Below are 13,891 nucleotides of genomic sequence, written 5' to 3'. Positions count from 1 at the left end.
CATGTTCGGACTCGACTCGTTGCTGCCGCTGCGCTCGACTCCACGCAGCCGCGGCGCGCGGGCGGTGGTCACCGGCGCGGGCAGCGGTATCGGCCGCGCGTTCGCCCGGGAGATCGCGGCCCGCGGTGGCCGGGTGGTCTGCGCCGATATCGACGAAGCCCGCGCGGCGGAGACCGTGGCCGCGATCGAACGCGACCATCCCGGTGTCGCGTTCGCGTTCCGCTGCGATGTGGCGCGCCGCGAGGATATGGAGATCCTCGCCCGGTTCGCCGATTCGGTACTCGACGGCCCGGTGAGCCTGGTGATCAACAACGCCGGTGTGGGAATCGGCGGAAAGACCGTGGGCGATATCGGATTCGCCGACTGGGAGTGGGCGCTCGGTATCAACCTGTGGGGCGTGGTGCACGGATGTGAGATCTTCGCACCGCGACTGCGGGCCGCCGGACGTGGCGGCATCATCAATGTGGCCTCGGCGGCGGGTTTCGCGGCCGCACCCTCGATGGCGGTCTACAACACCTCCAAGGCCGGTGTGCTCGCGCTCTCGGAGACGATGGCCGCGGAGTTCAGCGGTACCGATATCGCGGTCACCGTGCTGTGCCCGACCTTCGTCCGGACGAACGTGGCCCGAGACGGGCGGATCACCGCGGGCTCACGTGACCTCGCCGCCGCCCTCATGCGCTGGACCGGGTTCTCCCCGGAACGCGTCGCCCGCCACACGCTCGACGCACACGACCGGGGCCGCCTGCATGTCCTCCCGCAGCCGGACGCGCAGCTGATCTGGCTGCTCAAACGCGCTTTTCCAGGGCCGTACACCACCGCGGCGGGCCTACTCGAACGACTGCTGCCGCACGACGAATCCGCCGCACCGACCACCCCGCAGAGAACAGGAGTCTGAGATGGCGACCATGGACTTCGAGGATATGCTCGACAAGATCAAGGACCGCCAGTGGGCGCTGGCCGATATCGACTGGGACGCACCGGGTGCGGAAACCCTCACCCCCGAACAGCTCGCGCGCCTCAAACCGTTCATGTCGGACCTGATGTGGATCGAGAACGTCGGCGCGCGCGGCTTCGCCGCGATGGCGAAGAAGGCCCCGGACGAAACACTGCGCGAGATCTACCGGTACTTCCACGCCGAGGAGCAGAAGCACGCCAATGCCGAACTGGCACTGATGCGGCGCTGGGGCATGCTCGACGGCGACGAGATCCCGCAGCCGAATATCAATGTCAAACTGGTGATCGACTTCCTGGACAAGTACGCCGACGATATGTCGCTGTCGTTCCTCGGGACCGTGATCCCGATGTTGGAGGTCGCCCTGGACGGGGCCCTGGTCAAGTTCATCATGGACGAGATCGAGGACCCGGTCTGCCAGGAGGCGTTCCGCCGTATCAACGCCGACGAATCCCGCCATCTGGCCGTGGATTTCGCGGTGATGGATGTACTCGGCCATGCGGAGATGCGCAAACTGCTCATCGAATTGGTCGGCGGCTGGGTGAAACCGACGTTCCTCATCGGCGTGCTCAGTTATATGCCGCTGCTGAACAAGATGCGCGACAACATCGTCGCGATGGGTGTGGACGAGAAGAAGCTGTACTCGGCGCTCGAGCGCTACCGCAGAGTCGGCGAGCGCAGCGAATTCGCCCGGCGGCTGCCGATGTACCAGATCGTCAAGATGCACGGCAACTGGGTCGTGGATCGCGGCCACCCCTACCATCTGCTCGCGGACACGCTGGTGAAGATCACCGGGCAGATCCCGCGGCGGCTGTTGCGCAAGGACCCGTCGTGGTCGAAGGAAATCACCTATACCCCCGCCGCGTGACGAGGAAGCCCATGACCACCACCAGCAGCACAGCCCCGCTCGATGTCGCCGTGATCGGTGCGGGATTCGCCGGAATCGGCGCCGCCATCCGGCTGCGGGACCGGGGTATCACGAATTTCGCGGTATTCGAACGCGGTGACGCCGTCGGCGGAACCTGGCGCGACAACACCTATCCCGGCGCCGCCTGCGATATCCCCTCCCGCCTCTACTCGTACAGTTTCGCGCCGAACCCGGACTGGTCGCACACCTATTCCGGCAGTGGCGAGATCCTCGGGTACATCGAATCGATGGTCGCGCGATCCGGGATCGGCCGGCATATCCGGTTCCGGCACACCGTCACCGGGATGGTGTTCGACGAGGACACCGGTACCTGGGAGATCTCCGTCGCGGGCGCCGAGCCGGTTCGCGCCCGGGCGGTGGTACTGGCTTCCGGACCGCTCACCGAACCCGGATACCCGGATATTCCGGGCCTCGACACCTTCACCGGCCACAAGATCCACAGCGCCCGCTGGGACCACGACTACGATTTCACCGGGAAACGGGTCGCGGTGATCGGCACCGGGGCCAGCGCGGTGCAGATCATCCCCGAACTCGTGGCACGAGCCGGTGCGGTGAAAGTCTTCCAGCGCACTCCCGGCTGGGTGCTGCCCCGGGTGAACCGGCGGACCGGCGCGCTGGCCAGGGAGCTCTACCGGTATGTGCCCGGCGCGGAGACACTCGCGCGGCAGGCGTGGTTCTACGGTCACGAATCGGTGGCGCTCGGCGTCGTCTGGAACACCCCGCTGACCCGGGTGGTCGAACTGGTCGGCCGGGCACAGTTGCGCCGCCAGGTCGCCGATCCGTGGCTGCGCCGCCAGCTCACCCCTGATTTCCGGGCGGGCTGTAAACGGCTGCTGATGACCGACGACTACTACCCGGCGCTCCAGCGCGACAACTGCAAGCTGATCACCTGGCCGATCGCCCGGATCGCACCCGACGGGATCCGCACCGCCGAGGGTGTCGAGCATCGCGCCCACTGCATCGTGTTCGCCACCGGATTCGAGGTGTCCAAGACCGGGACGCCGATCCCGATCACCGGCCGCGACGGGCGGGTCCTCGCCGACGAATGGCGGCGCGGCGCATTCGCCTACCGCAGTGTCACCGTCTCCGGCTTTCCGAATCTGTTCCTCACCTTCGGGCCCAATTCCGGACCCGGGCACAATTCGGCACTGGTGTACATGGAATCGCAGATCGACTACCTGGTCCGGGCGATCGGCATCATCCTGGACCGGGATCTGCGCATACTCGATGTGCGCCGGGAGCGCCAGGACCGCTACAACGCGGCCATCCAGCGCCGGCTCGGCGCGACCACCTGGAATTCCGGTTGCCGCAGCTGGTACCTGACCGAGGACGGGTTCAACGCGACCATGTACCCGGGATTCGCCACTCAGTACCGCAATCAGTTGCGCGACGTGGATCTCGACGACTACACGGTGGTGGCCGCGGATCGGCGGATCGCGCCGACGGTCGCATCGGTCTCGTAGCCGGCGGCTAGACTCGGATTCTCGAGCCGGGACCACCGGCGCAGGCGGGCGAGGGAGGTGCGGACTCATGGCGCGATACCGGATCGACGATCTCGCCCGCGCCGCGGGCACCACCTCCCGTAACGTCCGCGCCTATCAGGAACGTGGCCTGCTGCCGCCCCCGGTCGACCGGGACGGCCGGGCCAGTATCTACGACGACTCCCATCTGGAACGGCTGCGGCTGATCGACGCCCTGCTGCAACGCGGTTTCACCACCGCGCATATCGCCGATTTCATCACCAGCTGGGAGACCGGCAAGGATCTCACCGAGGTCCTGGGCCTACAGCACGCCGTCACCGCGAACTGGTCGGAGGAGGAGACCTTCGAGGTGCCCCGCGAACTGCTCGCCACCATCCTCGGTGAGCAGACCGAGGAACTCGTGGCGCAGCTGAGCCGGATGGGACTGGTCCGGGTGGACGGTGAGACGGTGGTGATCACCGATACCCAGTTGCTCACCTCGTTCACCGAACTCCACGAATACGGGGTGGAACTGGGGACGCTCATCTCGGTGTACGCCGAAGTGGCGACGCGGATCGACGATATCAGCGCGCTGCTGATCAACGCGGCGAAGAAACATATCGTCGACGAGCACGGACCGGGCTGGCTCCCCGGTTCCAACGACGAGATCGCCGCGACGACCCGGATGCTGAACACCATGCGTGGGCTCGGTGTCGCGGCGGTGCACACCAGTCTCGCCCGTTCGCTGGACGCGACGCTGCGCCGCGAACTCGGCGACTACCTCGCCACTGCCGCCGAACGCGAGCGCGCCCAGCGCACGGGTGGTGCCCAGCGCGACAGCTGACCGGCCGGACCGCGCCCGGCCGATAGGACACCGCCTTCTCAGGCCAAGCGGCACAACGTCTTTCCGGTCGTGGCGCCCGAAAGCATGGCGACCAGAGCCGCGGCGGCCTGCTCGATACCGTCGAAAACCGTCTCCCGGTGGACCAGCCGCCCTGCCGCGAGATGACCGGCGACTTCCGCGCGCATCGGCTCCGCGAGATGGTTGAAGGAACCGGCCCGGAATCCCCGCATCCGTAATCCCTTGGCCACCATGGTGAACAGATTCGGCGGTCCGGCCGGGGCGGCGCCGTCGTAACCCGAGACCGCACCGCACAGCGCCACCCGGCCCTGCGGGCGCAGCGCGTCGAGCGCGGCCGTCAGATGATCGCCGCCGACATTGTCGAAATACGCGTCGATCCCGTCGGGTGCCAGGGCGGCCAGCGATTCGGCGAGGGCGGGGCGGTGGTAGTCGAAGGCCGCGATACCCAATTCGTCGCGCAGGTAGGCGACTTTGTCCGGATGGCCCGCCGAACCGAGGACCGTGGCGCCGCGCAACGCCGCGAGTTGCACGGCCAGCGCGCCCACCGCACCGGCGGCCGACGATACCCATACGGTATCCGCGGCGGTGAGCTCGAGGATCTCCACCAGACCCACGTAGGCGGTGAGCCCTGCGCTGCCCAGCGGGCCGAGAAACCACTGCGGCGGCATATCAGCGGCATCGATCCGGGTCGGGGCACCGTAGCCGCCGATTGTCTGCGAACTGTCTCCCACTACCGCGAATTCGCGATAGCCGAGCGTATGCGACACCAGATCGCCGACGGCGTAGTCCGGGTTGCGGGTTTCGGCGACGATACCGAGGGCGAGCCCGCCGAGCGCATCACCCGGCCGCAGCGGTGGCAGGTATCCGTCGGGGGTGGTCTCGGCCAGCCGGATGCGGATCGACGGGTCGATGGACAGCCAGGTGTTGCGTACCAGTGCCTCGCCCGGGCCGGGCACCGGCACGGGTTCGTCGATCAGGGCGAGATCGGTGACGCTCAGTTTCCCGGCCGGTCGTCGGGCCAGACAGAGCCGGCGATTCATCGTGGTCCTCCTCGTAGGGTTCGGCCGGCCGCACGCGACCCGGCCCGTTATGCCGGACGGGCGAAGTCGACCTCCGGGGTCCGCGCGATGAGCAGCCGACGTACCGCACCGGTGGCGTCGAGTTGCGCGGTGGCGTTGAACGAGGCCTCGAACGCACCGTCGCGAGTCGTGCGGCCGAGCACGAGTTCGCAATCGCCGACCACCGCGCCCACATCGATGTGATGGACCAGCGTGCTCTTCTCGCGCTGCGCCAGATAGGCCACCAGACCTGCGCGGTCCCCCACGAATTCGGCGCTCTTACCCGCGCCCTGGGAGAACTGCACCGACATGGTGAAATCGTCGGAGATCATCCCGAGCACCCGGTCGGGATCGTCGGAATCCATATAGCCGAACCAGCGGGCGAGTACCGCCACCTCCGTGGTCATCGCTGTTCTCCTTCGTTCTCCGACCGGGGTACGAGCGCGAAATCGGGGCTGAAGGTGACCTGATACCGGTCGACGAGCCCGGATGCGTCCAGATGCATCGCGGCGACGAAATAGCCGGTGGTCACGGCGTCGTTCTCGGTGACCGCGCCGTGGGCGAACTGGATATCGCCGGCGGCGGCCACCCGGGACAGTACGTGTTTGCGGTTCACCGGCGGCCGGCCGTCGAGGTAGTCGAACATGGCCGTGCGGCCTCGAGCGCGTTTGACACCCGCGGGCAGGATCATCGCGAATTCCACATCATCGGCCAGTAACGCCACCGCGTCCCGCAACCTGCCGCTGTCCACGATCGCGTAGTAATCCTCGATCAGGTAACTCATGAAATGAACTTAGTTCAGCAAACCTCTTCTTGTCGAGACCGGAACCCGCTACGCTCCCCATAACCGAATCGAATTCAAGTCAAGCGGAGAATCATGTCCCCGACCTCAGCATCCGTCGCCGAGGCCCCCTGGCCACGGGCGGAACCGGCGGCACTCACCCCCGGACCGGAGCAGGAACAACTGCGCGAAACACTGCGCGCACTACTCGCGAAGTACAGCGGTATCGAGCAGGTGCGCGCATCGGCGGATTCCGAGACCGGATACTCCGAGCCGCTGTGGCGGCGACTCGTCGACGAGATGGCGGTGACCACCCTCGCGATCCCGGAGGAGTTCGGCGGACTGGGCTACAGCACCACGGAACTGGCGATCGTACTCGAGGAATGCGGCCGGGCGCTGGTCTGCGAGCCCGTCCTGGCTTCGGCGGTACTCGGCGCCCGAGCACTACTGACGGCCCCGGCCGAGACCGCCGATCTCCTGCCCGATGTACTCGCCGGCCGATTACTCATCACAGTGAGCGGGCTCGGCCCCGACACCGACGAACTACATGCCCGGCAGCACGGGGACGACTGGCGGATCGACGGATCCATCACGCACCTACCCGGCGGGGCGACCGCCGATCTCGCAGTGACCTCTGCGGATACATCCGACGGCCGACGGCTCTTCGTACTACGCCTCGGGCCGGAGACCACTCGCCGGCCACGCGAGGTCCTCGACCCCACCCGCCGTCAGGCGGATCTCTCCGTACGGAACTGTCCGGCAGTAGCCCTGACCACCCCGGAATCCACCCGGCCGGAGACCGCCCGATTGCACGACCTGGCCACGCTGGCCCTCGCGTGCGAGAACACCGGCATCGTCGACCACCTTCTCGAACTCACCGTCGGCTACGTCGGTACGCGGTATCAGTTCGGCCGGCCGATCGGATCCTTCCAGGCGATCAAACACCGGCTGGCCGATCTTCTCGTCGCGTCGGAACGCGCCAGATCGGCCTCGCGCTACGCCGCCGCGGTCTACGCCGAGGATCCCGAATCGGCCCGCCTCGCCGTCGCGGTGGCCGGCGCCGTATGCACCGACGCGGTCGTACTGGCCGCATCGGAGGCGGTGCAATTACACGGCGGCGTCGGCTTCACCTGGGAGCATCCGGTGCACTCCTATCTCCGCAGAGCATTCGGAAATGAAGCGACACAGGGTGATTCGCGCGCTAATCGCACACGTATCGCCGATCTGATCGGCATCTGACCGACCGGAAACGATGCGGAAATCCGTATTGACGCGCTCCGCACCGTCGAGTACAACTGAAGTGAATCCAGTTCAATAACGGACATGAAAGAGGCCCGAGATGGTTGACACCGACCACATCGTCCTGGAGAAAGACGGCGAGATCGCGCGAGTCTGGCTCAACCGCCCGCACAAGAAGAACGCGGTCACCGTGGAGCTGCTGCACCGGCTCGACGAGATCATCGTGGAGGTCGACAACGACCCGGACCTGAAGGTTCTGGTGCTGCGGGGCCGGGCCAACACCTTCTGCTCGGGGTTCGACCTGGACGAACTGCGGGAGAACTACGTCGGCAAGACCAACGCGATGGATGTCGCGGTGCTCTCGGCGAAGGTCTGCGACCGCCTCTACTCCATGAACACCCCCTCGGTGGCGGTACTGGAGGGTTATGTCACCGCGGGCGGGTTCGAACTGATGATCTCCTGCGATTTCGCGGTCGCCGCCGACGATGCCAAGATCGGCGATTTCCATATCCGCCGCGCGCTGTTCGGTGGCGCGGGCCCGATCTACCGGCTGCCCCGCATGATCGGTATCCGCAAGACCAAGGAGCTGATGCTCACCGGCAAACTGCTCTCGGGCAAGGAAGCCGAGGACTTCGATCTCATCAACGCCTCCGCGCCCGCCGCCGAACTCGACGCCCTGGTGGCCGATTTCATCGCGCCCATCGTCGATAAGAGTCCGTTCGCCATGAAGCTCACCAAGATGACGATCGACCGCGGTCTGGACGCCGATATCCAGTCGCTGATGGTGATGGAACACCTGGCGGTCGGCAACGCCCTGCAGTCCGAGGACGCGCGTGAGGGCGTCAACGCCTTCCTCGAGAAGCGCGAACCCAAATGGGTCGGTCGCTGAATCGTCCACCGGTAGTGAGCTTTCGGAAGGAACGACATGGGTGAGCAGGTGAATCCGGTGCTGGAAGGCAGCAGATGCCGGGTATGCGGAACGGTCGGATTTCCGGCGAGCGCGATCTGCGCGCGCTGCGCCCGGCCGACGGCCGATCCGCTGACGCTGAGCGATGAGGGGGTGGTCTGGGCGCATACCGTCCAGCGGTTCCCACCGAAATCGCCACCGTATGTCGTTCCCGCCGAGGGTTTCGCCCCGTACGCGGTCGGCTATGTGGAACTCCCCGAGGGGATCAAGATCGAGGCGATCCTCGACTGCGACGATTTCGCCGCCCTGGACCGGGCGCCGGTACGACTGGTCGCGGTCGCACCGGTCCCCCGTTTCGCCGTCATCGCGCCCGAGCGGAGCGCGGCCCGGTGACGGATCAGGTTTCGATCATCGGCAGCGGACTGTCGCGCTTCGGCCGCCGGCCCGGGGTCAACGGCCGGCAGATGGCGGTGGAGGCGATCACGGCGGCAGTCGCCGACGCGGGGCTGACCTGGCCCGATATCCAGGTGGCCTACGGCGGCAGCGACGGTTCCGGGCTGGCCGACACCCTGGTCGCCGACCTCGGTTTCACCGGTATCCCGTTCACCAATGTCAAGAACGGCTGCGCCACCGGCGGCAGCGCCCTGTTCGCCGCGGTCAACGCGGTGCGTTCCGGTGCCGCCGAGATCGCGCTGGCGGTCGGCTTCGACAAACATCCGCGCGGCGCGTTCGATCCGGACCCCGCCGACTGGGGCCTGCCCGCGGGTTACGGTTCGGCCGGACTCATGGTGACCACGCAGTACTTCGGCGCCAAGATCGGCCGCTATATGCGCGAGCACGATATCTCCGCCCGAACGCTGGCCGAGGTCGCGGCGAAGGCCTATCGCAACGGCAGCCGCAATCCCAATGCCTGGCGGCGCGAACCGATTCCGGCGGAACAGATCGCCGCGGCGGAGATGGTGAACGATCCGCTCACCAGGTTCATGTTCTGCTCCCCCGGTGAGGGTGGCGCGGCCGTGGTCGTGGCGAGCGCGGCCGCTGTCCGGCGGCTCGGTGGCCGCCCGGTGCGGCTGCGGGCGATCAGCCATCGCACCCGCCGCTTCGGATCGTTCGAGGTGTTCGGTCCCGCGGTACAGGGCACGGGAGAACCGACCAGTGTCAGCGCCGACGCGGCCGCGGCGGCCTTCGAGCAGGCCGGGATCGGGCCGGGTGATATCGACGTCGCCCAACTCCAGGACACCGAGAGCGGCGCGGAGATCATGCATATGGCCGAATGCGGGTTCTGCGAGCACGGCGCGCAGGAGGAGCTGATCGCCGCGGGCGCCACCGAGATCGACGGCCGGCTGCCGATCAATACCGACGGCGGCTGTATCGCCAACGGCGAACCCATCGGCGCCTCGGGACTGCGGCAGGTCCACGAGATCGTCACCCAGTTGCGCGGCGAGGCGGGCGACCGGCAGGTACCCACCCGTCCGCGTACCGGTTTCACCCACGTCTACGGCGCCCCCGGGATCAGCGCCTGCACAGTTCTTTCGATCTGAGTCCGAGGTAGCACATGAGTACACAGACTCTGCCGGATCTCGCGGAGTTCACCGATTCCGCCCGGGTCTGGTTGCGTGGGGTCGCCGCGCCCCGCACCGCGGCCGCATGGGGTCACGGCGACGATTCGGTCGCCGTATTCGAGAACTGGACCGCCGCGGAAGAACGCCGGCACACCGATATCATCCGCGATTACGAACGCGCCAAGTTCGATGCCGGATGGGGCGCGCTCGACTGGTCCGCCGAATACGGCGGACGGGGGCTGCCGATGTCGTATGTGCTCGCGTTCCGCCGGGCCGAAGCGGAATTCGAGGTACCGCGCCGGACCGAGATGTTCTCGGTGACCCAGCAATTGGTCGCTCCCACTCTCGCGAAGTGGGGTACCGCGGAACAACGGGACCGCTATATCCGGGCCATGTTGCGCACCGATCTGATCGCCTGCCAGCTCTTCTCCGAAACCGAAGCGGGCTCGGACCTGGCCGCGGTACGTACCCGGGCCACCCGCAACCCCGACGGGACCTGGACCCTCGACGGTCACAAGGTGTGGACCTCGGGTGCCCGGGTCGCCGACCTGGGGGTGGCCGTCTGCCGGACCGATCCGACGGCCGCCAAACACGCGGGGCTCACCGTATTCCTGGTCCCGATGGACGCGCCGGGTGTCACCGTCCGGCCGATCCGCCAGATGACCGGCGGTAGTGCGTTCAACGAGGTCTATCTCGATGGTGTCGTACTCGCCGACGAGTTGCGTCTCGGACCGGTCGGTAAGGGCTGGCCGGTGGCACTGACAGTGCTCGCCGCCGAACGCCTCGACGGCGCGACGCTCGGCCTGGCCAATGCCGACCGGGCGGTGGCCCTGGCCCGCAATCTGGGACGCGAACTATCGGAACTGGAACGCGACCGGGTCGCCGACCTGGTCACCCGCAGCTATGTACAGCGGGTCGCGGGAATGCGGGTCGCCGCGGCCGTGGTCGCCGGACGGGATCCCGGACCGGAGGCGTCGGCGGGAAAACTACTGGCCACCGACACCATGGCCCGGACCTCGGAGGTCGTGCGGCTGTTGCTGGGCCGCGATCTGGTCGCCGATTCGGGACGCTGGGGGACCTTCGCCTGGACCGAGCACCTCCTCGGCGCACCCGGCTACCGCATCGCCGGCGGTACCGACGAGATCCAGCACAACATTATCGCCGAGCGGGTGCTCGGCCTGCCCAAGGAGCCGCGCCCATGACCCTGGAACACCGTGTCCGCGAATGGTTGTCCGCCGAGTCGGGAGCCGCGCTCACCGGGTTCGAGCGGCTGCCCGGCGGACATTCGGGACTGACCTATCGCGCGGAGACCACCGGCGGGACCCTTGTGGTGAAAGCGGTGCCCGAGGGACGCGCGGCGATCGGCCGCCACGATATGTTGCGTCAGGCCCGGATCATGCGGGCGCTGGCACCGACCGAGGTCCCGGTACCGCGGATCGTGGTGGAGGACGACAGCGAACCCGCTTGGTTCGCCATGGAATTCGTCTCCGGGGAATCGCTGGAACCGGTCCTGGACGATCCGGCGGTGGCACCGGATACCGCCGCGGCCCGGATGCGCCGCGCCGCGGAGGTGCTGCCCCGGCTGCACGCGGTCGCCCTCGATACCGTCCCCGGTATCGACGGTGCCCTGACCCCGGCCGACGAGCTCGCCCGCTGGGCCCGCACGCTGGGTGCGGTACCACCGGAACTGGTCACCGGAGGAGCTCGGCTACTCGAACTGCTCGGCAACCGGATCCCGGAACCACTGGCCCCCACCCTGGTACACGGCGACTACCGGCTGGGCAATATCATCGCCGCCGGTACCGAACCGGTCGCGTTGATCGATTGGGAGATCTGGAGCGCCGGGGATCCCCGGGTGGAACTCGGCTGGTTCCTCGTCTTCGCCGACGGCACCAACTTTCCCGAGGTCGGCCGTATCGTGCCCGGTCTGCCGAGTGCCGCCGAGCTGGTGGACCGCTATCGCGCCGGTGGGCCCGCGCTACCCGATCTCACCTGGTTCGATGCCCTCGGCCGACTGAAAATGGCCGCCATCATGGGGCATAACCTGCGACGGCACCGGGAGGGCCGCCACCTCGACCCGGACCAGGAAAAGCTGCCCGCCACCATCGACCGTCTCATCGAGACCGGAACCGCGCTGCTCGCCGGTTGAGGTCCCCTCCCCCAGTTCAGGAGCCGCACTGTGGATTTCTCCTACTCCGCTCGCACGCAGGGACTGCTCGACGAACTCGAACAGTTCATGAACGACCACGTCTATCCGGCCGAGCCGATCTACGACGAGCAGATCGCGGCCGCGGACAATCCACACGAACAGCCGCAGATCATGCGGGATCTCCAGGCCCGCGCTCGCGAAGCGGGCCTGTGGAACCTCTTCATGACCCACGACGGATTGGGCGCCGGGCTCACCAATCTGGAATATGCCCCGCTCGCCGAAATGGTCGGCCGGTCGATCATCGGGAACGAGGCGATCAACTGTTCGGCACCGGATACCGGCAATATGGAAATCCTGGCCATGTTCGGTACCGACGAGCAGAAAGCGAAATGGTTACGGCCGCTATTGGATTGTGAGATCCGTTCGGCCTTCGCGATGACCGAACCCGCCGTCGCCAGTTCCGATGCCACCAATATCACCTCGACCATCCGGCGCGACGGCGACGATTACGTTCTCAACGGCCGCAAATGGTATATCTCCGGCATTCTCGACCCGGATTGCGAACTCGTGATCTTCATGGGTAAATCCGATCCGGAAGCACCGGCCTACCGGCAGCAGAGCATGATCCTGGTACCCGCGGACGCACCCGGGATCGAAGTACTCCGCGATCTGCCGATGTTCGGATTCCACGATCGGCTCGGTCACGGCGAGGTTCAATTCACCGATGTCCGGGTGCCGGCGGCGAATATGCTCGGCGCCGAAGGTGACGGATTCGCGATCGCGCAGGGCCGATTGGGCCCGGGCCGGATGCATTACGCGATGCGGGCCATCGGAATGGCCGAACGCGCACTGGAACTGATGTGCCGCCGATCGCTGGAACGGGTCGCGTTCGGCGGACCGCTCGCCGACCGCGGGGTGGTGCGGGAGTGGATCGCGCGCAGCCGCATCGAGATCGACCAGATCCGATTGCTCGTCCTGAAATCGTCCTGGTTGATGGATACCGCGGGGAACGCGGCGGCGCGGTCGGAAGTCGCCGCGATCAAAGTGGCCGCCATGGAGGTCGCGCACGCCGTGGTCGACCGCGCGGTGCAGACCTTCGGCGCGGCGGGGGTCAGCAACGACACCGTGCTGGCCCGGATGCACGCGATCACCCGCGCCCTGCAGATCGCCGACGGCCCCAACGAAGTACATCTACGCACCATCGCGCGTCTGGAAGTGAAGAAATACCGATGAGTACAACGGATCTGACCGGAAAAGTCGCGCTGGTGACCGGCGCGAGCCGCGGTCTCGGCCTGGCGATCGCCCGCGGATTACGCGACGCCGGCGCCACGGTGATCGTGTCCAGCCGCAAACTCGCGGCCTGCGAAGCGGCGATCGCCACCCTCGGCGACGGGCCCGGCCGCGCGTATCCACTGGAACTGCATGTCGGCAGATGGGACAGTATCGAACCCGCGGTCGACCGGATAGTGGCCGAATACGGGCGCCTGGACATCCTGGTCAACAATGCCGGGATCGCCCCTCTCGCCGAGAATCTCGTATCGGTGACCGAGGGTCTGTGGGACAAGACCCTGGAGGTCAATCTCAAGGGGCCGTTCCGGTTGATGGCTGTCGCGGGTGCGCGGATGGCCGCCGCCGGGGGCGGATCGATCGTCAACATCTCCAGTATCGGCGCCGTACGGCCGAGCCCACCGGAAGCGATGTACGCCGCGGCCAAGAACGGACTCAATGCGCTGACCATGGCCTTCGCTCAGGAGTACGGGCCTTCGGTACGGGTGAACTGCGTACTACCGGGAGGCTTCGCCACGGATATGGCCGAACACTGGGACGACGAGTTCGTCGGCAAGATCGTCGACCGGCTCCCCGCGGGCCGGCTGGGCCGGCCGGCGGAGATCGCCGGATTGGTGGTCCATCTGGCGGGCGACACCGCCGGTTATACGACCGGGGCGCTCATCCCGGTCGACGGCGGCCGGACCGCGGTGTACTGAGGTGAGTG

15 protein-coding genes are annotated in these 13,891 nt (G+C 67.2%); 12 read left to right on the top strand and 3 right to left on the bottom strand.

The features are described 5' to 3' along the window. Window position 1 precedes the first annotated feature (1 nt). The 4 genes from ACWEWT_RS01000 (at window position 2) to ACWEWT_RS00985 (ending at window position 4,184) form a co-directional block, all read left to right on the top strand. The gene (locus tag ACWEWT_RS01000) at window positions 2-895 is read left to right on the top strand and encodes an SDR family NAD(P)-dependent oxidoreductase (RefSeq protein WP_452554858.1); all 894 of its coding nucleotides are present in this window, start codon (window positions 2-4) and stop codon (window positions 893-895) included. A gap of 1 nt (window position 896) precedes the next feature. Continuing rightward, window positions 897-1,820, top strand: coding sequence for a ferritin-like domain-containing protein (locus ACWEWT_RS00995; RefSeq protein WP_452554856.1), 924 nt, complete (start codon window positions 897-899; stop codon window positions 1,818-1,820). Between the two features lie 11 nt (window positions 1,821-1,831). Continuing rightward, window positions 1,832-3,343, top strand: coding sequence for a flavin-containing monooxygenase (locus ACWEWT_RS00990; protein WP_452554854.1), 1,512 nt, complete (start codon window positions 1,832-1,834; stop codon window positions 3,341-3,343). A gap of 67 nt (window positions 3,344-3,410) precedes the next feature. Continuing rightward, on the top strand, window positions 3,411-4,184 hold the full coding sequence (locus ACWEWT_RS00985; protein WP_452554852.1) for a MerR family transcriptional regulator: 774 nt from the start codon (window positions 3,411-3,413) through the stop codon (window positions 4,182-4,184). 38 nt (window positions 4,185-4,222) lie between these two features. Here the strand turns inward: ACWEWT_RS00985 and ACWEWT_RS00980 are convergent, their stop codons facing one another. The 3 genes from ACWEWT_RS00980 to ACWEWT_RS00970 are packed head-to-tail and all read right to left on the bottom strand — an operon-like array spanning window position 4,223 to window position 6,044. After that, the gene (locus ACWEWT_RS00980) at window positions 4,223-5,242 is read right to left on the bottom strand and encodes a zinc-binding dehydrogenase (RefSeq protein WP_452554851.1); all 1,020 of its coding nucleotides are present in this window, start codon (window positions 5,240-5,242) and stop codon (window positions 4,223-4,225) included. A gap of 47 nt (window positions 5,243-5,289) precedes the next feature. Further along, window positions 5,290-5,667: a hypothetical protein gene (locus ACWEWT_RS00975; protein WP_452554849.1), complete on the bottom strand. Its 378-nt coding sequence runs from the start codon at window positions 5,665-5,667 to the stop codon at window positions 5,290-5,292. After that, window positions 5,664-6,044, bottom strand: a complete 381-nt coding sequence (locus tag ACWEWT_RS00970; protein WP_452554847.1) for a nuclear transport factor 2 family protein — start codon at window positions 6,042-6,044, stop codon at window positions 5,664-5,666. Before ACWEWT_RS00970 ends, ACWEWT_RS00975 begins: the two co-directional genes overlap by 4 nt. A gap of 93 nt (window positions 6,045-6,137) precedes the next feature. Between ACWEWT_RS00970 and ACWEWT_RS00965 the strand changes: the two genes are divergently transcribed. From ACWEWT_RS00965 to ACWEWT_RS00930, 8 genes are all read left to right on the top strand, one after another. Further along, a complete protein-coding gene (locus ACWEWT_RS00965; RefSeq protein WP_452554845.1) occupies window positions 6,138-7,280 on the top strand; it encodes an acyl-CoA dehydrogenase family protein in 1,143 nt (380 codons plus the stop codon). Window positions 7,281-7,380: 100 nt separating this feature from the next. Next, a complete protein-coding gene (locus ACWEWT_RS00960; protein ID WP_452554843.1) occupies window positions 7,381-8,169 on the top strand; it encodes an enoyl-CoA hydratase/isomerase family protein in 789 nt (262 codons plus the stop codon). A 36-nt stretch (window positions 8,170-8,205) separates the two neighbouring features. After that, window positions 8,206-8,580 carry a Zn-ribbon domain-containing OB-fold protein gene (locus tag ACWEWT_RS00955; protein WP_452554841.1) on the top strand — a complete coding sequence of 125 codons (375 nt, stop codon included), beginning with the start codon at window positions 8,206-8,208 and terminating at the stop codon, window positions 8,578-8,580. Then, entirely contained in the window at window positions 8,577-9,728 is a 1,152-nt protein-coding gene (locus ACWEWT_RS00950) for a thiolase family protein (protein WP_452554840.1), read from the top strand. Before ACWEWT_RS00955 ends, ACWEWT_RS00950 begins: the two co-directional genes overlap by 4 nt. A gap of 14 nt (window positions 9,729-9,742) precedes the next feature. Then, window positions 9,743-10,951: an acyl-CoA dehydrogenase family protein gene (locus tag ACWEWT_RS00945; protein ID WP_452554838.1), complete on the top strand. Its 1,209-nt coding sequence runs from the start codon at window positions 9,743-9,745 to the stop codon at window positions 10,949-10,951. Then, window positions 10,948-11,898 carry a phosphotransferase family protein gene (locus ACWEWT_RS00940; RefSeq protein ID WP_452554836.1) on the top strand — a complete coding sequence of 317 codons (951 nt, stop codon included), beginning with the start codon at window positions 10,948-10,950 and terminating at the stop codon, window positions 11,896-11,898. Before ACWEWT_RS00945 ends, ACWEWT_RS00940 begins: the two co-directional genes overlap by 4 nt. Before the next feature lie 30 nt (window positions 11,899-11,928). Beyond that, complete coding sequence (locus ACWEWT_RS00935; protein WP_452554834.1) at window positions 11,929-13,131, top strand: acyl-CoA dehydrogenase family protein; 1,203 nt, start codon at window positions 11,929-11,931, stop codon at window positions 13,129-13,131. Beyond that, a complete protein-coding gene (locus ACWEWT_RS00930) occupies window positions 13,128-13,883 on the top strand; it encodes an SDR family NAD(P)-dependent oxidoreductase (RefSeq protein ID WP_452554832.1) in 756 nt (251 codons plus the stop codon). Before ACWEWT_RS00935 ends, ACWEWT_RS00930 begins: the two co-directional genes overlap by 4 nt. Window positions 13,884-13,891: the final 8 nt, after the last annotated feature.

The organism is Nocardia sp. NPDC003963 (genome assembly GCF_053605105.1).
This window is presented reverse-complemented; position numbering and strand designations above follow the sequence as displayed.

Coding starts and splice junctions, on each gene's coding strand:
- ACWEWT_RS00960 (WP_452554843.1), top strand. CDS start 7,381: ATGGTTGACACCGACCACATCGTCCTGGAGAAAGACGGCGAGATCGCG.
- ACWEWT_RS00945 (WP_452554838.1), top strand. CDS start 9,743: ATGAGTACACAGACTCTGCCGGATCTCGCGGAGTTCACCGATTCCGCC.
- ACWEWT_RS00995 (WP_452554856.1), top strand. CDS start 897: ATGGCGACCATGGACTTCGAGGATATGCTCGACAAGATCAAGGACCGC.
- ACWEWT_RS01000 (WP_452554858.1), top strand. CDS start 2: ATGTTCGGACTCGACTCGTTGCTGCCGCTGCGCTCGACTCCACGCAGC.
- ACWEWT_RS00965 (WP_452554845.1), top strand. CDS start 6,138: ATGTCCCCGACCTCAGCATCCGTCGCCGAGGCCCCCTGGCCACGGGCG.
- ACWEWT_RS00990 (WP_452554854.1), top strand. CDS start 1,832: ATGACCACCACCAGCAGCACAGCCCCGCTCGATGTCGCCGTGATCGGT.
- ACWEWT_RS00975 (WP_452554849.1), bottom strand. CDS start 5,667: ATGACCACGGAGGTGGCGGTACTCGCCCGCTGGTTCGGCTATATGGAT.
- ACWEWT_RS00985 (WP_452554852.1), top strand. CDS start 3,411: ATGGCGCGATACCGGATCGACGATCTCGCCCGCGCCGCGGGCACCACC.
- ACWEWT_RS00980 (WP_452554851.1), bottom strand. CDS start 5,242: ATGAATCGCCGGCTCTGTCTGGCCCGACGACCGGCCGGGAAACTGAGC.
- ACWEWT_RS00940 (WP_452554836.1), top strand. CDS start 10,948: ATGACCCTGGAACACCGTGTCCGCGAATGGTTGTCCGCCGAGTCGGGA.
- ACWEWT_RS00970 (WP_452554847.1), bottom strand. CDS start 6,044: ATGAGTTACCTGATCGAGGATTACTACGCGATCGTGGACAGCGGCAGG.
- ACWEWT_RS00930 (WP_452554832.1), top strand. CDS start 13,128: ATGAGTACAACGGATCTGACCGGAAAAGTCGCGCTGGTGACCGGCGCG.
- ACWEWT_RS00955 (WP_452554841.1), top strand. CDS start 8,206: ATGGGTGAGCAGGTGAATCCGGTGCTGGAAGGCAGCAGATGCCGGGTA.